General features: G+C 44.4%; 20 protein-coding genes, 1 pseudogene and 1 other annotated feature. Of the genes and pseudogenes, 18 read left to right on the top strand and 3 right to left on the bottom strand.

All coding sequences use genetic code 11. The features are described 5' to 3' along the window. Window position 1: 1 nt before the first annotated feature. Both GPK88_RS02995 and GPK88_RS02990 read right to left on the bottom strand, forming a co-directional pair. Window positions 2-748: a lantibiotic immunity ABC transporter MutE/EpiE family permease subunit gene (locus GPK88_RS02995; protein WP_008705323.1), complete on the bottom strand. Its 747-nt coding sequence runs from the start codon at window positions 746-748 to the stop codon at window positions 2-4. After that, window positions 749-1,453: a lantibiotic protection ABC transporter ATP-binding protein gene (locus tag GPK88_RS02990; protein ID WP_173762739.1), complete on the bottom strand. Its 705-nt coding sequence runs from the start codon at window positions 1,451-1,453 to the stop codon at window positions 749-751. Between the two features lie 331 nt (window positions 1,454-1,784). Between GPK88_RS02990 and GPK88_RS02985 the strand changes: the two genes are divergently transcribed. From GPK88_RS02985 to GPK88_RS19895, 5 genes are all read left to right on the top strand, one after another. Beyond that, entirely contained in the window at window positions 1,785-2,021 is a 237-nt protein-coding gene (locus GPK88_RS02985) for a helix-turn-helix domain-containing protein (protein ID WP_118064609.1), read from the top strand. Window positions 2,022-2,284: 263 nt separating this feature from the next. Next, entirely contained in the window at window positions 2,285-2,506 is a 222-nt protein-coding gene (locus tag GPK88_RS02980; protein ID WP_173762716.1) for a helix-turn-helix transcriptional regulator, read from the top strand. Then, window positions 2,490-3,284 carry a DUF3169 family protein gene (locus GPK88_RS02975; protein ID WP_173762717.1) on the top strand — a complete coding sequence of 265 codons (795 nt, stop codon included), beginning with the start codon at window positions 2,490-2,492 and terminating at the stop codon, window positions 3,282-3,284. Before GPK88_RS02980 ends, GPK88_RS02975 begins: the two co-directional genes overlap by 17 nt. Window positions 3,285-3,516: 232 nt before the next feature. Further along, window positions 3,517-4,563, top strand: coding sequence for a macro domain-containing protein (locus GPK88_RS02970; RefSeq protein ID WP_021977431.1), 1,047 nt, complete (start codon window positions 3,517-3,519; stop codon window positions 4,561-4,563). Between the two features lie 151 nt (window positions 4,564-4,714). Beyond that, entirely contained in the window at window positions 4,715-6,175 is a 1,461-nt protein-coding gene (locus GPK88_RS19895; RefSeq protein ID WP_021977432.1) for an ADP-ribosylglycohydrolase family protein, read from the top strand. Window positions 6,176-6,257: 82 nt separating this feature from the next. On the opposite strand, the gene GPK88_RS02960 is transcribed toward GPK88_RS19895, so the two are convergent. Further along, a complete protein-coding gene (locus GPK88_RS02960; RefSeq protein WP_021977433.1) occupies window positions 6,258-6,617 on the bottom strand; it encodes a helix-turn-helix domain-containing protein in 360 nt (119 codons plus the stop codon). Window positions 6,618-6,861: 244 nt separating this feature from the next. Between GPK88_RS02960 and GPK88_RS02955 the strand changes: the two are divergent. The 13 genes and pseudogenes from GPK88_RS02955 to GPK88_RS02895 form a co-directional block, all read left to right on the top strand. After that, window positions 6,862-7,050, top strand: a pseudogene (locus GPK88_RS02955) (type II toxin-antitoxin system HicB family antitoxin); the annotation flags it as partial. A gap of 117 nt (window positions 7,051-7,167) precedes the next feature. After that, on the top strand, window positions 7,168-7,902 hold the full coding sequence (locus GPK88_RS02950) for a class I SAM-dependent methyltransferase (protein ID WP_173762719.1): 735 nt from the start codon (window positions 7,168-7,170) through the stop codon (window positions 7,900-7,902). Beyond that, entirely contained in the window at window positions 7,883-8,974 is a 1,092-nt protein-coding gene (locus GPK88_RS18790; protein ID WP_243278931.1) for a hypothetical protein, read from the top strand. The genes GPK88_RS02950 and GPK88_RS18790 overlap by 20 nt, the downstream gene beginning before the upstream one ends. 4 nt (window positions 8,975-8,978) lie before the next feature. Further along, window positions 8,979-9,920: a DMT family transporter gene (locus tag GPK88_RS02940; RefSeq protein ID WP_173762720.1), complete on the top strand. Its 942-nt coding sequence runs from the start codon at window positions 8,979-8,981 to the stop codon at window positions 9,918-9,920. Between the two features lie 131 nt (window positions 9,921-10,051). Beyond that, window positions 10,052-10,603 (top strand): ECF-type riboflavin transporter substrate-binding protein, encoded by a 552-nt coding sequence (locus tag GPK88_RS02935; RefSeq protein WP_173762721.1) that lies wholly within the window; start codon window positions 10,052-10,054, stop codon window positions 10,601-10,603. 102 nt (window positions 10,604-10,705) lie between these two features. Next, window positions 10,706-12,430: an ABC transporter ATP-binding protein gene (locus GPK88_RS02930; protein WP_173762722.1), complete on the top strand. Its 1,725-nt coding sequence runs from the start codon at window positions 10,706-10,708 to the stop codon at window positions 12,428-12,430. Then, window positions 12,420-13,250, top strand: coding sequence for an energy-coupling factor transporter transmembrane component T family protein (locus GPK88_RS02925; RefSeq protein WP_173762723.1), 831 nt, complete (start codon window positions 12,420-12,422; stop codon window positions 13,248-13,250). Before GPK88_RS02930 ends, GPK88_RS02925 begins: the two co-directional genes overlap by 11 nt. A gap of 22 nt (window positions 13,251-13,272) precedes the next feature. Continuing rightward, window positions 13,273-13,956: a pyridoxamine 5'-phosphate oxidase family protein gene (locus GPK88_RS02920; protein WP_330384916.1), complete on the top strand. Its 684-nt coding sequence runs from the start codon at window positions 13,273-13,275 to the stop codon at window positions 13,954-13,956. 199 nt (window positions 13,957-14,155) lie between these two features. Next, window positions 14,156-14,692, top strand: a complete 537-nt coding sequence (locus GPK88_RS02915) for a nitroreductase family protein (protein ID WP_021977439.1) — start codon at window positions 14,156-14,158, stop codon at window positions 14,690-14,692. A 271-nt stretch (window positions 14,693-14,963) separates the two neighbouring features. Continuing rightward, on the top strand, window positions 14,964-15,986 hold the full coding sequence (locus GPK88_RS02910; RefSeq protein WP_173762724.1) for an alpha/beta fold hydrolase: 1,023 nt from the start codon (window positions 14,964-14,966) through the stop codon (window positions 15,984-15,986). Between the two features lie 202 nt (window positions 15,987-16,188). Continuing rightward, window positions 16,189-17,586, top strand: a complete 1,398-nt coding sequence (locus GPK88_RS02905) for an alanine/glycine:cation symporter family protein (protein WP_148446141.1) — start codon at window positions 16,189-16,191, stop codon at window positions 17,584-17,586. Window positions 17,587-17,672: 86 nt separating this feature from the next. Beyond that, window positions 17,673-17,919 (top strand) — a binding site (T-box leader). Between the two features lie 85 nt (window positions 17,920-18,004). Further along, window positions 18,005-18,508, top strand: coding sequence for a TRAP transporter small permease (locus tag GPK88_RS02900; RefSeq protein WP_015525504.1), 504 nt, complete (start codon window positions 18,005-18,007; stop codon window positions 18,506-18,508). Beyond that, window positions 18,509-21,841: a TRAP transporter large permease subunit gene (locus GPK88_RS02895; RefSeq protein WP_173762726.1), complete on the top strand. Its 3,333-nt coding sequence runs from the start codon at window positions 18,509-18,511 to the stop codon at window positions 21,839-21,841. The last annotated feature ends 91 nt before the right edge of the window (window positions 21,842-21,932 follow it).

The following is a 21,932-nucleotide window of genomic DNA, read 5'->3' as shown; positions in this document are numbered from 1 at the left end:
GTTACCCCACCTCCTTTTTCTCAAACCATCTTGCAGTTAAAAATGACAGCGCCGCAAACCAGGCCAGCGAAATGACCAATACAAGTATAATCATCCAAAATGCCATTGCCGTACTCTGATCTGCAACCGGCTCACCATTAGGCAAAATACCTAACACGGAAATCATAAGATGCGGCACCCAGCTATACGGGCAGATCATCCACAAAGAGGTTGTAGCCGTGAAAATCCCTAAAACGCTTCCAAGTCCGGCATTAAGAATAACCGTGACAAAGATACCAACTTTTTTTGATAACCATAAGCACAGCGGAACTTCCCATAGGCTTGCAATGACAATACAAGCTGTTCCGGCCGCAGCCTGCCAAATTCCGATTGTCAGGGGAATTTCGTTGATAACTAATATTGCAAAACCGCCCAACAGATTTAGCGCCAGGAAAATGAAATTCCCCACACAGGAGTAAATACCGGCCACTCCAATTTTTGCTTTCCAGACTTTGTTCTGCGAAACAGGCAATGAAGCAACGGCACGATATTTTAGTTTGCCATTATCCCGCTGTTCAATCAAGGCACAGGTGAGCGTAAGGAATCCAGGATAAAGCAGGATATACCACCAATTATAAGAATTGAGCTGGAACCAAAGAGGGGCAAAAAAGTTCATAAGCGCAGTTACAAACGGGGCCAGAACGATCAGCGTTTTTGTGAAAGTTCTCTTATGCTTTAGGTTCTCTGCCTGAATATATGCCATCTCCATTTAATATCCCTCCTTACCATTTCTGCGAATAACATTCATAAAGAGTTGTTCCAAATCTTCACCGGCGCGAAGCTCTCCCTCATATCCAAGGACGCCGCCAGCAATGATACCCACATGATCTGCAATCTGCTGGACTTCTGACAGAATATGGCTGGACAAAATAACTGTAATCCCTTTGCAGGGAAAAGAGCGAATTAACTCTCGAAGTTCCTCAATCCCTAAAGGGTCAAGGCCGTTAGTCGGTTCATCCAGAATCAAAAGCTGGGGACTGTTCAGCAATGCAATAGCAATACCAAGCCGCTGCTTCATACCAAGAGAAAACTGCCCGGCCCGTTTCTTGCCGGTATTCGTGAGCTGGACAATTTGCAATACCTCGTTAATTCGTGCATCGTCCAGGCCGAGCAATGTAGTTCTGACTTTGAGATTTTCGTATGCAGTCAGATTTTCGTAAAGCGGGGGCATCTCAATCAAAGCACCGATATGCTCCAGATCATTCCGCTTCCACGGGTGGCCGTCAAACTCGATGCTTCCCGATGTGGGGCGCAAAATGCCGGTGAGCATTTTTAAGATCGTGGATTTGCCAGCCCCATTCGGCCCCAGCAGACCATAAACCGAGTTGCGCCGGATGTTCAGTGACACATTGTTTACCGCCATTTGCCCCTTGAAATTTTTGCAGAGGTCAGTCGTTTTCAAAATCATATCCATATAATCAAGTCCTTTCTTTGATTTTACGGATAGCATACCGGGCAATTTTGAAGATTTCATAAAGATTCCCGAAAACAGAATATGAACAATACACCGTAACCGTGGAGCATATCGCAACAAAGCACCAACCTACGCATTTAGGGCCTTAAAAAGCCCTATATTTCAAGGTTTTTCCCGCATAGTCGGCGGGGTATGTGAGTGTTTTATCCTATCCCCGCCATAGTGCCGCTCTAAATGCGTAGAATTTACCAGCAGAAAATCGCCGGTTTCTTTGGCTCCATACTCCCAGATATGGTATCATGGAAAAAATCAATCTGACGGGGGTATCAGGATGGACGGACAAGAAAAGCTGCTGGACTATGAAACAATCAAAGCCGCCGTTGCCGGTGAGAAGTGGGCCACAGAAAAGGTGCTGGCCCACTATGCGGACTACATCGACGAGCTTTCCACGGTGGAGATCAGGCAGCCGGGCGGCAAAGTGAAAAAAGTCATTGACGAGGATATGCGGCAGCACATTTCCTTAAAGCTGCTGGAAGCGTTGCCGAGCTTCCCGCTGGAACAAGAATAACGATCAAGAGATCCTCATAATAATTGTCACCATAGCCACTACATGTCAGCCTCCTTGTGAGGCTGTGAGTTGAAATAGCCTGTATTTCAGCCGGCTACCTTCTCGTGAAATTGTGAATTAAATGTATAAAACTATTTTCGTTCTCAAAAAATGACAACAATATTTGTCAAAAACATATTGACAAGTAAAGTTGTCAATGCTAAGATAAAACCATGAAATGACAAGAAAACTTGTCAAAATAAACAGCAAAAGGAGGGCCTGAATTGCCACTGTTAAATCGTCTAAAAGAATATCGTTCCAGCAAGGGGATTAATCAGACTGAGCTGGGGAAGTTGGCCGGGGTGTCCAGGCAGACGATCAGCCTGATTGAGAGAGGCGATTATTCACCGTCTGTAACACTGGCGCTTAAGATCGCCAGGATCTTTCAGGTAAGTGTAGAGGACATTTTCATGTATGAGGAGGATGAAGATGAAACAGGAGAATAAGACAAAAAGTGTTAAAAAATTCAGTGTGAAAATGCTTCTGGCAATGGTGTTTGGAGGTGTGCTTGGAGGCTTTTTCGGTGTTTTTATGTATTATTTTCATGGAGATCTGGAAGCATTTCTGACAACGTGGACTAAGATGGTTCAGAGTATATTGGTTCCGGGTTTGCTGATAGTAAATATTGTTTCCATTCTGGCTGGAGAATTTTGCCTGTGGAAACTGAAAACGGTTTGTGACAGAATAGCTACAGCGGAAGATGAGGAAGCAGATCTTGTCAGCTATCAGGAGGAAAAATATGGAGCCATTCTGCAGTGTGTCAATGCTGTTTCACAGGTACTCTGCATTTTTCTTCTTGCAAATGGATACCAGATAGGATATATCGAATCCAGTAATAAAAATGCGATTAATATTCTCATTGCCTGTGGGCTGTTTGTAGCTTGTTTCTTTTATAATGGAATCATGCAGGCCAGATATATCAAGCTGCTTCAGACAGTGCATCCGGAAAAAAGAGGAGATGTTTCCTCCAGAAAATTCCATCAGCAGTGGGTGGAGAGCTGCGATGAGGCGGAGAAGGAAGTTATCTATCAGAGTTCTTACAAGACTTATATTTTTATGAGCAAAGCCATCGGGCTGTTGCTGATCGTTACAATGTTATCCCATCTGTTTTTCAAAACAGGTATCATGGCAATCCTGGTGGTTGGCGTGATGTACCTGATTCTGGTTGGGAAGTACAGTTGTTCCTGTGTGAGTCTGCGTAAGGACCGGATTTTGAGATCGTGAAATATATAGAATTATTATGGCTGGATCAGATGTAAAATCTGGTTCAGCTTTTTGGTTATGGGAAATTTCTTCATAATATTCCAGTGACATAAAAAAGCTCTTGGGGCAGGAGCACACTACGGAAGAAAAATAGATATCGCTGAAATATCGGTTTATGGTATGATAAGAAAAGAGATAATTAGTCCAGGAAATATTATATTCATAAACGTGAATAACAGAAAGAAGGTATGCTATGCCATTTAAGATCATACAGAATGACATCACAAAAATTACAGCGGATATCATTGTAAATACGGCGAATCCCAATCCAGTTTACGGCAGTGGCACGGATTATGCGATTTATAAGGCGGCAGGAAAATCACAGTTACTTCGGGCAAGGTGGAAGATTGGAAAAATCCGTCGGGGAGAGATTGCGGTAACGGATGCGTATAATCTTTCCGCAAAGTATATCATCCATACCGTTGGGCCTGTATGGAAGGGGGGGAAATCTCATGAATTTGAAATACTGGAAAGTTGTTACTGGAAATCTCTGAAAAAAGCAGCAGAGCTGAATTGTGAAAGTATCGCGTTTCCGCTGATCGCAACGGGTGTGTATGGATTTCCGAAAGATATGGCTCTTGAGATCGCAGTTTCTACATTCAGTAAATTTCTTGCTGAGCATGAGATGAATATCATTCTTGCGGTATTTGACAAAGAATCATTTCAGCTTTCCAGTCAGATTGTAGATGTTGTAGATTCTTACATTGATGAAAATTATGTGAATCAAAATTATGCGGCAGAATATTCTCAACCATTTCGCCGGGACAGAAGATCAGAGTATGAGAATCGAAACGGTTATCCTGCGGATCGATTTCCAGAAGAAAATTTTTATGAGGCATCTTTTTCCAATGAAGCATTGGGATGGGGAGCGATGTCCCTGGAGGAGCAGTTGAATCAGATCGGACCGAGTTTTCATGAAAAACTGTTCGAGCTGATAGAAAGATCGGGAATGGATAATAAGGATGTGTGGAAAGCGGCCAATCTTGACAGGAAGCATTTTTCAAAAATCCAGTGTGACAGCCATTATCATCCGAAGAAAAAAACAGTTATGGCATTGTGTATTGCGCTGAAATTAAATCTGGAACAGGCAAAAGATCTTCTGGCGAGAGCAGACTGGGCATTCAGCCCAAGCAGTAAGGTGGATCTGATCGTGCAGAAAGCGCTTATAGACAGACAGTATGATATCATGCAGTTGAATACGGTTTTGTTTAAATACACAAATGAAATACTGGGAGTCTGAATGCAGCAAAGTGGAGTGCAAATGGATATTTTATTCCTATCTTATAAAAATGTCGCCGGTTCAGCGACCATACTGGTATAAAACCCGTGTATTATAAAATCACAATAAAAAAACAAGATTACCGGATTGGTTCCGGGGACAGGAGGCATATATGTACGGTGCGATTTTAGGAGATATTATTGGAAGTCCATTTGAATTTGACAGAGGCGATAAGACAAAAGATTTTGAACTGTTTTCATGGGGATGTCGTTTTACAGATGATTCTGTAATGACAATCGCGGTGGCAGAAGCTTTAATGGAAACCGGAATAAATGCGGATGAAGAAACAATTGAAAATGCTGTTCAGAATCAGATGCGTAAATGGGGAAGACGATATCCAAGAGCAGGGTATGGCGGAAGATTTCGTCAGTGGCTTATGGCGGATCATCCGGAACCTTATGGAAGCTATGGAAATGGTTCTGCGATGCGTGTGTCGGCAGCAGGATGGTTATATCCGGATCTGGAACAGACCCGGGCAGCAGCAAGGGCAACAGCAAAGGTGACACATAATCATCCGGAAGGAATTAAAGGTGCTGAGGCAACGGCCAGCTGTATTTTTCTTGCCCGAAATGGAAAGTCAAAGGAAGAGATCCGGGAATATGTAACAGGAGAATTTCATTACAATCTGAACAGAACGTTGGATGAGATCAGGCCATTTTATCATCATGTGGAAAGTTGTCAGGAAACAGTACCGGAAGCGATCATTGCTTTTCTGGAAGCAGGGGATTTCGAAGATACTGTGAGAAATGCAGTTTCTATTGGTGGTGATACAGATACTCTGGCGGCTATTGCGGGTAGTATTGCAGAAGCTTTTTATGGAGTGCCGGAGGAGCTGCGGGAAGAATGCAGGAAGAGAATTCCGGGCAATATGAGAAAAGTCCTTAACCAGTTTGATAGGGAACTTGGCAGGGAGTGCGAGAGGGAAGAGACGACAGAAATTGTATTTATCCTTGACAGAAGCGGTTCTATGGCAGGACTTGAGAGAGATACGGTTGGGGGATTTAATTCCATGATCGAAAAGCAGAAAAAAGAAAAAGGTTCTGTGTTGGTTTCTACGGTGCTTTTTGATAATACGGCAGAAGTTCTTCATGACAGGGTAGATTTAGAGAAGATCAGGCCCTTAACAGAAAAAGAGTATTTTGTGGGAGGATGTACTGCACTTCTGGATGCTGTCGGAGGGGCAATCCATCATATTGGAAATGTACATAAATATGCCAGAATGGAGGATGTGCCGGAGCGTACATTATTTGTTATCATAACAGACGGGGAAGAAAATGCCAGTCGTTATTACAGTGCCAAAAAGGTGAAAGGAATGATCGAGCGTCAGAAATCCAGATATGGCTGGGAGTTCCTTTTTCTGGGAGCAAACATAGATGCGGTACAAACGGCAGGAAGATTTGGCATCAGTGAAGACAGAGCGGTAAATTATAATTGTGACAGCAGAGGAACTATGCTGAATTACCAGGTGATCGGAGAAGCGATTTCTGTATTCAGAAATGATGCGCGTATTGATGAAAGCTGGAAAAGGCAGATTGATGAGGACTACAAAAAACGGAGAAGTGACTGGGAATAAATCAGGCAGAAGAAGGGAGTTATTTTCTATATTTATAATGGATATTTTCCCTATATAAGAAAAATATATCAGAGGAACCGTTCTATTTACAGGACAGTTCCTCAGTTTTTTTGTATGAAAGTTCCCTGACATAAGTAAAAATCCTGCTTCTCAGTTCCTGGTCTGTCTGCATCGTCTGTACCAGTTCATACAGTTCCGGTGATTCGGAACGGGAGATGATGATCTGATCGGCTTCCATCTGGTCAGATATTCCATATAAAAAATCTACATTACAATGAAAAGTCTGTGCGATAAAACATGCAGATTGGTAGGAGGGCTCACGCTCTCCACGTTCGTAACGGCCGTATGCCATAGCCGAAATATTCAGCTGGCGTGCGGCTTCTGCTTTATTGATATTCAGGGACGTTCGAAGCTGGATCAGCCTTTCCGGACAAAAATTCATAAAATTCACCTCTTGATATTAACCAACGGTTATGATAATATATAGAACAATACTAACCAATGGTTATTATAAACGAAAAGATCAGATATTACAAGAGTGAAAAAAGAAAACGTTGTATATAGGATTTTTACTTTCTTTTTATGTCAGCTTCCTTGAGAGGCTGTGAGTTGAAATGGCCGAAAAGACGGAATAGCGATCTACCAGCTGGTAAGACAAATAGTCGAAAGTGAGACCGAGAATAAAAATGAAAACGATGAATGATTATATGGAAATGCCCTATCGTATGGAAATTATAGAAGATAAGGAAGAGGGAGGATTTGTGGCTTTTTATCCTGATTTGCCAGGGTGCATTACCTGCGGTGAAACTGTTGAAATTGCGGTAGCAAATGCATTGGATGCAAAAAAGGCATGGATTGAAGCAATGATGGAAGAGGAACATTAAGAAATGATGTGACATTCTCAAAAAAATGATACGATGTTTTGGTAATACTATGTTATACTTATATCTTCAGGATTACCACAAACAACCATGGAAGTGAGAACAACAAAAATGAACAATAAAATCGTAGTCTGCCTTGGAAAGGGTGGACAAAGGGATCAGGCAGAGTCTTTTGCCAGGAGGACGGATGCGCCGATTCAGGATAAGCCGGGGGATTATCTTACTGTCCGGTTTGATTCTAAAGGGGTATCTCTGTCGGGATTTGGTTTGACCTATCAGGGTAATTTCGTAGAGTCTATGCTGCACAGAGTGACCAATGGACGGCTGCAGCATGAGATGCTGGTGAAAGCTGCCAAGTCTGATAAAGAGGGCAGGAAGGCCATTGATGCCACAGCCGGAATGGGAGAAGATGCTTTTCTTCTGGCAGCTCAGGGATATGAGGTGACTTTGTATGAGCAGAATCCGGTGATTGCAGCTCTTCTGAAAGATGCCATTCGCCGTGCGAAGAAAAATATAGATCTGAAAGACATTGCCAGTCGTATGAAAGTGATCGAAGGAAACAGTGTGGAATGTATGTCAAAACTTCTTGATCCGGTGGACGTGATCTATCTGGACCCTATGTTCCCGGCAAGGCAGAAATCCAGCCTGATCAATAAGAAACTTCAGCTGATCCAGAAACTGGAACCACCTTGCTCTGAGGAAACGGATCTTTTTGATGCAGCGATCAAGGCGAATCCAGATAAGATCATCGTCAAACGTCCGCTGAAAAGTGAATGCCTTGCCGGCCGGGAACCATCTTATACATTGAAGGGGAAAGCAATACGATATGACTGCTATGTGTTATAAAGTTACACATTATCAATACAAAGACCGCATCGGAAACCTTAAAGCGGAAGCCGTAGGTGTGGTAAGCGGGGAAAAGCATTTCCCCATATTTCCAGGGAATATGATCTTTAAACCACTGACGAAATCCAAGCCATTTTCCACACCACTATATGCTTATGCAGAGGTATTCTGGTCAACGGTCATTAATGAATATTTCATGCCTGCGCCACAGTATGAGCTGGCGATCTGTGAGGGTTATGAGGCGGTAAATGAGAAATATCTCGATTATGGAACCGCAGTTCCTGTGGCATATAAGGAGGGAGAGTCCCTTCTGAATCTTCTGGAGTTTTTCCGGAAATATCCGGATAAAAAAGTTGACATAGATAATTATGTAAACTACTGCCAGATGTTTTACGATTATCGGGACATCTTTGAATCGGAATTTTTCCAGAAACACGAAGATCTGGCAGAACAGCTTGCTATGCAGGTACTGATCTCTGTTCTGAAGGGAGACCAGAATTATCATTATGAGAATGTAGCTTTTCTCTGTGATAAAGAGGGAGAGATTATCAGCCTTGCGCCGATGATCGATCATGAATTTTCTACCTATTTCATGTTCCCGGAAGATGTTTCACGACATGTGTACTGGCTGATGGAACTGAGTAAGTCTATCCGTGGCTGGGAAGTGAAGCCAGGGGAATATGATAATTTTAAGAATCCGGAAGAACGGAAACTGATGGAAAAAAGTGCCACCTGTATTCACAAAAATCTCTTCTATATAAAAGAACATTATCCACAGGTAACCGAAGAATTTCTGAATAAAGCAGAAAAACTGAAAACAGCACTGACAGAAACTTCGAAGGATTTTCTGATCCAGGGAAATACGGAATATCCGGACCATGCGGATTCCAGTGCCTGGCTGATCGGAAAAGCCAGATATAAGGATAAAGATGAAGAGAAAGCCAGAACTTATGAAGCGAAATTTCGTGGAAAAGAGAAAAAGATTGATTTCCGTGACGTCAGTATCAGTGCAATAAATGAAATAAAATCCATCTTAAGTCAGATGGAAGAAGTTTTGGGAAAGAGAGAATAAACAAATGAAACAAACAAAAACAACGTTGACAAAAACCTGGGTGGTGGCGGCACTTGCCTGTGTCTGCTGTCTTCTCTGGGGAAGTGCGATCCCGCTGATCAAGACAGGATATCGTCTGATGCAGGTGGATTCTGCAGATACCGCAAGCCAGATCGTTTTTGCGGGAGTGCGTTTTGCACTGGCAGGGATTCTGGTACTGATCTTTGCGTCCATCAGTGAACGGAAAGTGATGATCCCGGACCGGACGATCCTGAAATATGCAGTACCGGTTTGCCTGGCGCAGACGGTGTGTCAGTATTTCTTCTTTTATATCGGAGTGGCGCATACTTCCGGAGTAAAAGGTGCGATCATCACAGGCCTTGGAAACTTTATCGCGATTCTGTTATCCTGTTTTATTTTCCGTAAGGAGCGTATGACAGGAAGAAAGATGATCGGATGTATCCTGGGTTTTGCAGGCGTTGTTGTGATCAACCTGATGGGAAATTCCCTGGATGCAGGATTTAAACTCACGGGAGAAGGATTTATCCTGATCGCGCAGTTTTCTTATGGAATGTCTACAGTACTGATCAATATTTTTTCCAGAAAAGTGTCACCGGTAATACTCAGCGGAACACAGTTTACTATGGGTGGAATTGTTCTGTTTCTTATCGGAAAAATAATGGGCGGACATCTGGGAGTGGTAAATGCTGCCGGGATTGGAATTATTTTTTATCTTGCAATGGTTTCTGCCGTGGCTTATACACTGTGGTCAGTGCTGCTTGCATGGAATGATGTATCCAGGGTTGCAATCTTTGGCTTTGTAAATCCTCTGTTCAGCGTAATTTTGTCTGCACTGGTCCTGGGAGAAGTACGCCAGGCATTTAATCTGGGAAGCCTGATCGCACTGTTCCTTGTCTGTGTGGGAATTTATGTGGTAAATCGTAAAGACAAAGCGTCTGTCCATTGACAACTTCTTCAGAAAAGTCGTATACTATGCGTGTTTCATAAATGAAGCAGAAATTCTCATGTGTCTGCACGGCGAGTCCGCACTGTGGCTTGTGATGAAGACAGTGTGAGAAACTGAGGGAGGAAGAGACTATGAACAACAATAACGGCATTAAAAATGTTGTAGCCATCGGTATTGGTGCGGCTCTGTTTTTCGTGCTCGGACGTTTTGTGGCAATCCCAAGTCCGGTACCGAATACGAACATCAGCCTTCAGTATGCAGTACTGGCTCTGCTGGCAGCAATGTACGGACCGGTTGCAGGTGGACTGATCGGATTCATCGGTCACACACTGGTAGATCTGTCCTGGGGCGGAAGCCCGTGGTGGAGCTGGGTTATCACTTCTGCGTTTGTAGGTGTGGTAATCGGTGTTTTTGCGAAGAAGCTGAATGTTCAGGAAGGTGAGTTCGGTAAAGGAAAAGTAACGATTTTTGTAATCGCAAATGTGGTTGCACATGTGATCGGATGGGTCGTTGTGGCTCCTGTACTTGACATTCTGATCTATGCAGAACCTGCAAATAAAGTATTTGCACAGGGTGCGTTTGCAGCAGTTTCCAACACAATTACCGGAGCTGTAGTAGGTGGACTTCTGATCCTGGCTTATACGAAGACCATTGCAAAGAAAGGTTCTCTGGACCAGGAGTAAAACTTTGACAAAAAGCCTTTTCATTGTGCTTATAAGGCATATGAAAAGGCTTTTCTTCTCTTAATATATGAAAGTTTTATTGATTTATTGAGGTAATAATACATGACTGAGAAAAAATCTCCTGTTATTTCTTTTAAAAATTTTACGTTTCAGTACCGTGCCCAGAAACGTCCTACACTGATGGGGATCAATCTGGACATTTATCCAGGTGAGAGAGTTCTCATTGCCGGACCTTCCGGTTGTGGAAAAAGCACTCTTGCCGGCTGCATCAACGGACTGAATCCATTTTCCAATCCGGGTGAATGTACCGGAGAGCTGACTGTAGACGGCGTCGATGCGCCAAAAAGCAGCATTTTCGAGCTGTCTGCCCATGTTGGTACTGTATTACAGGACCCGGACGGACAGTTTATCGGCCTGACAGTGGGGGAAGACATTGCTTTTGCCCTGGAAAACAGCTGCACGCCCCAGAATGAGATGCATGAGATCACCCGCCATGCGGCAGAACTGGTAGGGATTGAGAACCACATGGACTATGCACCTCATGAGCTTTCCGGTGGTCAGAAGCAGAGAGTAAGTCTTGCAGGCGTTATGGTGGATCAGGTAAAGATCCTTCTCTTTGATGAGCCGCTGGCGAACCTTGATCCTGCCACTGGCAAGCAGACCATTGAGCTGATCGATGAGATCCAGGAAAAAACGGATACTACTGTAGTGATCATCGAGCATCGTCTCGAGGATGTTCTGTGGCGAAATGTAGACCGCATCATTCTTATGAAAGACGGAGGAATCCTTGCAGATCTTCATCCGGATGAACTGCTTTCCACAGGGCTTCTGGGAGAAAACGGAATCCGCGAGCCATTGTATCTGACAGCTATGCGCTACGCAGGAGTGGATATCCTTCCAGAGAAAAAACCTTCCCATGTGGATTCCGTGATCATAAATGAATCAGACAGAACAAAGATCCACAACTGGTTCCATGCTCAGCCGACAGCAGAAAAAGAAGCAGAAAAAACACCTCTTCTGGAAGTAAAGAATTTAAGTTTTGGTTACACAAAAGATCATCAGACACTTCGCAATGTAAGTCTTTCTATCGGGAAAGGCGAGATGGTCAGCATCGTCGGAAAAAACGGTGCCGGAAAATCCACATTTTCCAAGCTTGTGTGCGGCTTTGAAACGCCGGATTCCGGTGAGATTCTTTTTGACGGCAGAGATCTTCTTCAGGAAAATATTCGTCACAGAGCAAAGTATATCGGGTATGTTATGCAGAACCCCAACCAGATGATCTCCAAGACCATGATCTTCGATGAGGTTGCATTAAGCCTTAAAAATATGGGAAAAAGTGATGCAGAGATTCGGGAAAAAGTGGAGGAAACCTTAAAGATCTGCGGCCTTTACCCCTTCCGTAACTGGCCGGTATCTGCTTTAAGTTTCGGGCAGAAAAAACGTGTGACAATTGCAAGTGTTCTTGTGCAGAATCCGGAACTGATCATTTTGGATGAGCCCACCGCGGGCCAGGATTTCCACCATTATACAGAGATCATGGAATTTCTCCGTGGTTTAAATGAGCAGGGAGTTACGGTTGTAATGATCACTCATGACATGCACCTGATGCTGGAATATACACCACGTGCACTGGTATTTGCAGACGGACAGCTGATTGCAGATAGAAGTGCGGCAGCCGTTCTCTGTGATCCGGAGCTGATACAGAAGGCGGCCTTGAAGGAGACCAGTCTGTTCACACTGGCCAACCATATGGATATCACACCGGCGGAAGCGTTTGTGGAACGTTTCATAAAGGAAGACAGGGAGGTGCGTAGCCATGGCTGCTAAAACAGTACTGAATTATCTGCCGCGGGAGAGTGTGGTGCATAAGCTGACCGGTACAACCAAGCTTGCTTTTTTCCTGCTGTTTACCTTTGCCAGCATGATCACCTACAATACCTGGGTACTTTTGGGGCTGTTTGCGGTGAGTATTGCCGCATTTAAACTCAGCAGGATCAAATTTAAAGAAGTCCGCTTTATGATGATTTTTATGCTGGTATTTCTGCTTCTGAACAATCTGTTTATTTTTCTGTTTGACCCGAATCAGGGTACGACTTTGTATGGGACAAAACATATCATCTGTCATCTGTTCTGGAGATATGATGTGACACAGGAGCAGCTGTTTTATATGCTGAATATTTCCCTGAAATATTTTGTGGCGCTGCCGGTAGCGATCCTTTTCATTTCTGCTACCAATCCAAGTGAATTTGCGGCCAGTCTGAACAGCATTGGCATTTCCTATAAAGTTGGATATTCTGTTGCGATCGCATTGCGCTACATTCCGGATATCCAGAGGGATTATCACAGCATCAGTCAGGCGCAGCAGGCCAGAGGAGTGGAGCTTGGAAAAAATGAGCACTTTTTTGCCCGGCTGAAAAATTCTGTAAATATTCTTCTGCCGCTGATTCTTACCAGCCTGAACCGGATCGATGTGATCTCCAACGCCATGGAGCTTCGCGGATTCGGAAAGAATAAGAAGCGAAGCTGGTATATGAAGAGACCTTTTGTAAAAAGAGATTTCATTACTTTGGGGCTGGGTGTTGTGCTGCTTATTATCAGCCTTACAGTGACCATCCGTTTTGGAAGATTTTATAATCCGTTTGTATAGAAAGATCAGGAGGCGCAAAAAAATGGCAAAGATCAAAGTAATCAAAAAAAATGACGAGTATTCTTCTGACTATAAAGTAGGAGATATCCTGGAGGTAACAGGAACCTGGTACGGCGGGTTTAACGTAAACAGTGTAACTGGAATTCCGTTGTGCCTGGATAAAGATGAATGTGAGGAGATTCTGGAAAAAACAGATCTTTCCCATGAAGAATATGAAGAGGCTGCATCCTACTGGAAGAAAAAAGACGCAGAAAGTGTAAAGCTGGATGAAGCGAAGCTGAAGAAAGCAGTGGAAGAGTATATTCTGGCAAATAAAACCTGTGCACTGGCAACGGGTGCGGGAGAGTTTGTGCGCTGCACACCTATCGAGTATACGTATCATCATGGTGCATTCTGGATGTTTTCCGAAGGCGGCGAGAAGTTTGCCGCACTGGAAAAGAATAAGAATGTGTGTCTGGCCATTTTTGATAAATATGAGGGCTTTGGCAAACTGAAGGGAATGCAGGTGACAGGAGAGGCAGAGCTTGTGGCACCGTTTTCTGATGAGTATAATGCAGCGGCAGAGTTTCGGAAGATCCCGCTGGATGCGCTGAAAAAAATGCCGCATACCATGAACCTGATCAAGGTGCAGCCGAAGAAGATTGAGTTTCTGAATTCTGATTTTAAGAAAGATGGTGCAGATTCCAGACAGATGCTGGAATTCTGAGAAGAAAGCTTGTGATTTTGCGAACAGCAGTGTTCAATGTTTACAGTACATATGTTGTTCGCAGTACAAATTGATTTCAACACAGTATTGTGCTAAAATTATTTCATGAAAAATATGAACATATAAATCAGCATACCAATAACCGCAGAACTTAATAATGATTACACAAATTCTGCATCACCAGACGAGGAGGATCAATATGGAATTTCAGAAACTGATCGAAGAGAGAAGAACCATCCGTAAATACAGCCCGGAGGGAAAGATCACAAAAGATGAGCTGCTTACCATAATCAGGGCGGCACAGGAAGCACCAAGCTGGAAGAACTCCCAGACAGGAAGATATTACTGTGTGACATCTGAAGATATGGTAGAGAAGATCAGCAAAGAATGCCTTCCGGAAATGAACCAGCCCAAGGCAGAGAATGCGGCTCTGATCATTACTACTTTTGTACAGAACCGTTCCGGTTTCCAGAAAGACGGTACACCGGATAATGAACTTGGAAATGGCTGGGGCTGCTATGATCTGGGACTTCAGAATGAGAACCTGGTTCTTAAAGCATGGGAGCTTGGTTATGGAACTGTGATCATGGGACTCCGTACAGGAGATAAGCTCCGTGAGATCCTTTCCATTCCGGAAACAGAGACCGTAGTTGCAGTGATTGCAATCGGAAAAGCAGCAGAGGAGCCTGCACGCCCGAAACGTAAAGATGTGGAAGACATTGTGAAATTCTTTTAACCGAATCAGGGAAGTCCTTTTCGGGATTGCGAATATCCGCTTGACACAACAGAAATCATAACAGAAATGCCCGGTACATGCGAAAATGTCCGGGTATTTTTTAACAGAAATTAAAGAGCAAAATGGACTAAAAAACATTGCCGGAAGAAGTGAATTCTGTTATCCTGTAAGAAGACAGAAATCAACGATCATTCAAAAATCTTACAAAGGATAAACATAAATCGCAGAGAAAAAAGCAATACACCAAAAGTAAGGGAGGTTTTTAATCAATATGCAGATCATACATGAGAACGAATACGAAGAAACCATGAAAAATACCGTAGAGCCATATCTGTCAGCCCGGAAAAGGGAACTATATGTACCGGGAGCAGACTATCCATTTCGCAATGAAAACAAACGGATCACAGGTAAGATCCACATGCTGCAGTATCTGTCTGATGCGCCAAAAGGTGTGGTGGTCATCAGTCACGGTTTTACAGAATCCGCAGCGAAATACGATGAAGTGGCTTACTATTTTCTGAAAGAAGGCTACCACGTGTATATTCCGGAACACTGTGGTCACGGCCGGAGTTACCGCCTTACTGCAGATCCGTTCCTGGTACACATCGATACCTGGAGACGTTATGTCCGTGATTTCCTGAAAGCATGCCGCTACATAAAAAAAGCTCACCCGGATCTGCCAATGGATCTTTTTGCCCATTCCATGGGAGGCGCTATTGGCGGTATTGCGGCAGTCTGGGAGCCGGACTGGTTTCACAAAGTAATTCTTTCCTCCCCGATGATCCGGCCTCTTACCGGAAATGTTCCGTGGCCTGCAGCCACCGGAATCGCTCTGGAGAAGTGCATTCTGGGAAAAGATGAAGAATACGTAGCAGGCAAAAAACCATACGATGGCGGCGGTTCTTTTGAGACAAGTTCCGCAACATCAAAACCAAGATATGAGCGTTACAAAAATCTCCGCGCAGAGCACAAAGAACTCCAGACCTGGTCTCCGTCCTACGGCTGGCTCTGGGCTTCCGCAGAGATGAGCTGGTATCTGCGTCTTTACGGCTGGAAAAAGTATACGGCACCAATGCTGCTCATCCAGGCCCAGACCGAAGATCTAGTGTCTGTCCGTGCCCTGAAGAATTTTGCCGGAAAGATCAACCGTCAGGGAAAAACCACCTGCGATTATATCCATATGATCGGAACAAAGCATGAGATCTATGGAAGCAGAGGCAAGATCCTGGAGAAATACTGGGGATATATATTTACATTCCTGGACGATACGGAAAATGATACTGACCACAGATAAGTATTTTTACTACAGGTGTATCACATATTTGACAACAGGATTGGCAGCTTTTATTCACTTCCTTTCTTTATCATAGTAAAATTATAAAGCTTTTCTCTTATACATTCGACAGAAAATGTGCTATAATTTGGAGAATCGTCTTTTTTGTACAAACAAACGTACTGACCGAAAAGACAAAATTAAATAAGGGAAGGGTTATAGAATGTTATCTGTTATTGAATCAGTGAATGCTGCCATAAACAATTTCATCTGGGGCGTTCCTGCAATGATTTGTATTATTGGTGTGGGTCTTTATTTAAGTATCCGCACGAATTTTCTCCAGATCCGGAAATTTCCTTATGCCATCAAGGTAACCATCGGACGTATGCTTCGTAAACGTGAGGCTTCTGATGGAAGTCTGACACCGTTTCAGGCTGTCTGTACCGCCTTGGCTGCTACCGTGGGAACCGGAAATATTGCAGGTGTCGCAGGTGCCATCGCTATCGGAGGACCGGGAGCTGTGTTCTGGATGTGGGTTTCCGCACTTCTTGGAATGTGTACGAAGTTTTCCGAAGTAACACTTGCGGTACATTTCCGTGAAACAAATGCCAACGGAGATCTGGTTGGCGGACCAATGTATTACATCAAGAACGGCCTTAAGAAACACTGGCACTGGCTGGCGTATCTGTTTTCCGCTTTCGGTGTGCTGACTGTTTTCGGAACCGGAAATGCAACCCAGGTTAATACCATTACAACAGCTATTGATTCTGCACTGATCAATTACAATGTGATCGCTGCAGACAATACTTCTACGGTAAACCTTGTTATGGGGATCATCCTTGCGATTCTTGTGGCAATGATCCTGCTTGGCGGAATCAAAAGGATCGGCCAGGTTACAGAAAAGCTGGTACCGTTTATGGCATTGTTTTATATTATTCTTGCCGTCGGTGTAGTTATCATCAACTGGAAAAATGTTCCGGGGGTTTTCAGCGCTATCATCAGAGGGGCATTTAATCCGGCATCTGTGACAGGCGGCGTAGTAGGAAGCTTTTTCATGAGTATGAAAAAAGGTGTTTCCAGAGGTATTTTTTCCAATGAGGCAGGTCTTGGTACCGGTTCCATTGCACATGCCTGTGCAGACACCAGAAAACCTGTAAAACAGGGATTTTTCGGGATCTTTGAGGTATTCACGGACACGATCGTGATCTGTACGCTGACAGCGCTTGTCATCCTCTGCAGCGGGGTGCCGGTTGGTTATGGCGCAGCAGCAGGAGCGGAGCTTACCATCAGCGGTTTTACCAGTACATACGGAAACTGGGTTTCCATCTTTACAGCAGTTGCCATGTGCTGCTTCGCATTTTCCACTATCATTGGATGGGGACTTTACGGAGCCAGATGTGCGGAGTTCCTTTTTAAGGAAAAAGCTATCAGACCTTTTATGGTACTGTACTCTCTGGTAGCAATCATCGGTGCAACTGTTGACCTTGGACTTCTCTGGAGTATCGCAGAGACCTTCAACGGTCTGATGGCGATCCCTAACCTTATCGCAGTATTCCTGCTTTCCGGTGTGGTTGTAAAGCTTGTGAAGGAGTACTTCGCCGGAGAAGGAAAGAACGCCTGAAGGAGTTTTTGAAAAAAAAACTTGACTATCAAAACAAACAGAGTTAGAATTGATTTAACTCATTAAAGAGTTAACACATAACAGAAGTAAATTCCATGAAGGGAATCAGTAAAGACAGAGGAACCGTCTTCAGAGAGCTGTGACTGGTGTGATGCAGCGTCGGAACTGCCTTGAATATCATCCCTGAGAAGGAAAGCCGAAAGTTTCAGACAAGTAAGTAGGTTTTCACGGGTACTTCCCGTTACAGAAGTCGCGTATGCCGGTACGTTGCAGAATCGTGCTTGTTTCAATGGAGAAACAGGGTGGTTGCGGAAGTTTATATCCGTCCCTGAGAGGGGACGGATTTTTTTTATCCAAAACATTTTAAACCACGCGGTAAGGATCTGAAACCGGAAAAATATACAAAAGGGGAAAGAGTATGAAAGTGTACAAAAAACTCATGAACGCACTTGCAGCAGTAGAAAAAATCGTACTGGTCATTTCCACACTGCTGATCCTTGTGCTGACTGTGGGAAATGTATTTTCCCGTAAGGTCATCCACCGCTCATGGTCTTTTACAGAAGAGCTTGTTGTAGCGGTGTTTGTTCTCATCACACTTCTGGCAGCAGCACTTGCCTGCCGTGAAAAAGGAGGACTGGTAAGTCTGACACTGGTTACGGACCGTCTTCCGAAAAAACTGGAAAAACCATCTGTGATCCTGATCACGGTCCTGAGCATTGTTTTTTCCGCAATTTTATTTAAATATGGAATGGACAAAGTTCTTACACAGCTGGCAAACGGCAAGAGAACTTTCGTATTGAACTGGCCGGAGTGGATCTTCTGGTCCTTCGTGCCGATCGGAGCAGGCTGTATGATCCTTCATTTTATTGAGTACTGCCTGGACTTCTGCCTGAAAAAAGATGATGAAAAGGAGGACAAATAAATGATCAGTGCAATCTTATTTATCTCCTTCTTTATTTTCCTGATCCTGGGACTTCCCATTGCGATCTGCTTAGGTCTGTCATCTGTATGTGCCATCCTTTATTCCGGCACATCTCTGACGATCGTAGCTACAAATATGTACTCCGGAATCAGTAAATTCCTGCTTCTTGCCATCCCGTTCTTCGTTCTGTCCGGAAACATCATGGCAAAAGCCGGTATTTCCAAACGACTGATCAACTTCGTAGATACCTGCGTAGGACATAAAAAGGGCGGTATTGCCATTGTATGTGTTATCGTAGCCTGCTTCTTCGGAGCGATCTCCGGTTCCGGTCCTGCAACTGTTGCGGCACTTGGAGCAGTTCTGATCCCGGCTATGGTTGAGCAGGGCGGTTTCTCCGCACCGTTTTCCACAGCACTGATGGCAACCTCCAGTTCTATCGCCATTGTCATACCACCGAGTATCGCATTCGTTGTATACGCTTCCATCACAGGTGTATCTATTGCAGATATGTTCATGGCTGGTATCGTTCCGGGACTTCTGATGGGTGTTGCTCTTGTGATCATCGTTATGATCGAGGCAAAGAAACATAACATTCAGCCATCCCGTGAAAAAGCTTCCGCAAAAGAGCGCTGGGATACATTTAAAGATGCATTCTGGGGATTCCTGATGCCGGTTATCATCCTCGGAGGAATTTACGGTGGTATCTTTACACCAACTGAGGCTGCAGCAGTATCTGTTGTTTACGGTCTGTTTGTTGGTATGGTGATCTACCGTGAGGTTAAGCTCAAAGATCTGTTTGACATTCTTGTGGATTCTGCAAAGACAACAGGCGGAATCATGCTGATCGTAGCGAGTGCTTCCCTGTTCTCTTTTGTATGTACCAAGTTTGGTATTGCAAATGCGGCATCGGAGCTTCTTGCCAGCATTGCACATAATCAGTTTACTTTCCTTCTGATCGTAAACATCATTTTCCTGATCGCAGGATGCTTCATTGATGCAAACTCTGCAATGTATATTTTTGTACCGATCATGCTTCCGGTATGTAAGGCTCTGGGCTATGATGTGGTAGCATTCGGTGTTATGGCAACAGTTAACCTTGCGATCGGACAGGTAACACCTCCTGTAGGTGTAAACCTTTTCGTTGCCATCAGTATCAAGATCAAAAAAGGTCTGGAGGTTACTCTTCAGCAGATCTCCAGAGCAGTTATGCCGATGATCGCTGCATCCGTTGCAGTTCTTCTGATCATCACTTATATTCCGGCTGTTTCCACAGCTCTTCCGAAGGCGCTTGCAAAAGAGGGCTCCTATACAGGAGACCAGTCTTCTGACACAGGAAGCCAGAGCTCCAAGGATGCCGGAGACGGAAGTGATTCCTTTAATACCATCGCAGATTACAGTGATCTTGACTGGCCGGAGATGACATGGAACTTCGCATGCTCTACAACGGAGACAAGTACCTGGGCTGACGGCGGACGTAAATTCGGTGAGCTTATGGAAAAAGCAACCGGCGGAAAAGTCAAGGTTAATATTTATGCAGCAGACCAGCTGACAAACGGAAATCAGTCCGAGGGAATCCAGGCACTGATGAACGGAGACCCGGTACAGATCTCCATGCATTCCAATCTGATCTACTCTGCATTTGACCCGAGATTCAATGTAGTATCCCTGCCGTTTATCTATGATTCTTACGATGACGCAGATGCAAAATTTGATGGTGAGGCCGGAGAAAAGCTGAAAGAAATCCTTGGTGAGTACGGACTTCACTGTATGGGAATCGCAGAGAACGGTTTCCGTGAGCTGACAAACAGCAAGCATGAAGTAAAAACAGTAGACGACATGAAGAACCTGAAGGTTCGTGTGGCCGGTTCCAACCTTCTTATGGAATGCTATAAGAGATGGGGGGCAGATGCCACAAATATGAACTGGTCTGAGACCTACACAGCACTTCAGCAGAATACGGTAGAGGGTGAGGAGAACCCGTTGCCTGCGATCGACGCAGCCAGTGTACAGGAGGTACAGCCGTACTGCTCCATGTGGGATGCAATCTATGATTGTCTGTTCTTCTGTATCAACCAGGATATCTATGACAGCCTGACACCGGAACAGCAGCAGGTTGTTGATGAGGCAGGTCAGAAGGCTGTTGAGTATGAGCGTTATATCAACCGTTCCGGCGACGAGGAGATCATGAGCCGCTGGGAGAAGAGCAACGGTGTGACTTTTACAAAGAAAGAGGATATGGATATCGATTCTTTCAAGAAAGCAGTAGACGGAATCGACGACTGGTTTGTAAAGGAGCTTAAGAGTGCAGGCTATGACGATGCACAGGATCTTGTAGATCTGTTTACAGAGGATTCGGTAGATACCGTGGAGGATTACAGTGATCTGAACTGGCCTGAGACAACCTGGAACTTTGCATGCTCCACAACGGAGACAAGTACCTGGGCTGATGGAGGACGTAAGTTCGGTGAACTCATGGAAAAGGCTACCGGAGGAAAGGTCAAGGTTAACATTTACGCAGCGGATCAGCTGACAAACGGAAATCAGTCCGAGGGAATCCAGGCATTGATGAACGGAGACCCGGTACAGATCTCCATGCATTCCAATCTGATCTATTCTGCATTTGATCCACGCTTCAATGTGGTATCCCTGCCGTTCATCTATGATTCCTACGATGATGCAGATGCGAAGTTTGACGGAGAGGCCGGAGACAAGCTGAAGGAGATCCTTAACGGCTACGGACTTCACTGCATGGGTATTGCAGAGAACGGATTTCGTGAGTTGACAAACAGCAAGCATGAGGTAAAATCTGTAGATGATATGAAGAATCTGAAGGTTCGTGTGGCTGGTTCCAACCTTCTTATGGAATGCTATAAGAGATGGGGCGCAGATGCCACAAACATGAACTGGTCTGAGACTTACACAGCTCTTCAGCAGAACACCGTAGAGGGCGAGGAGAACCCGTTACCTGCAATCGATGCAGCCAGCGTACAGGAAGTACAGCCATACTGCTCCATGTGGGATGCCATTTATGACTGTCTGTTCTTCTGCATCAACCAGGATGTTTACGATGCACTGACACCGGAGCAGCAGGCAGTTGTTGATGAGTGTGGTCAGAAAGCTGTTGAGTATGAGCGTTACATCAACCGTTCCAGCGATGATGAGATCAAAACACGCTGGGCAGACAAAAACGGTGTAACTTTCACAGAGAAAGAGGACATGGATATCGATTCCTTCAAGGAAGCAGTAGACGGCGTAGACGAGTGGTTCGTTCAGGAGCTGAAAGCTCAGGGTTATGATGACGGCCAGGATCTGGTAGATCTGTTTACAAAGTAATCTTCATACATAATCATAAAAGGGTAAAATAGCCGGAAAGAGGCAGTTCTGAGAAGATTTTTCAGGGCCGCCTCTTTTCTTTGTGGGCAAA

Origin of the sequence: Blautia sp. MCC269 (assembly GCF_018785655.1) — a bacterium.
Lineage (GTDB): Bacteria > Bacillota > Clostridia > Lachnospirales > Lachnospiraceae > Blautia_A.
The sequence above is the reverse complement of the archived record's forward strand: the minus strand, read 5'-3'. Positions and strand labels throughout refer to the sequence as shown.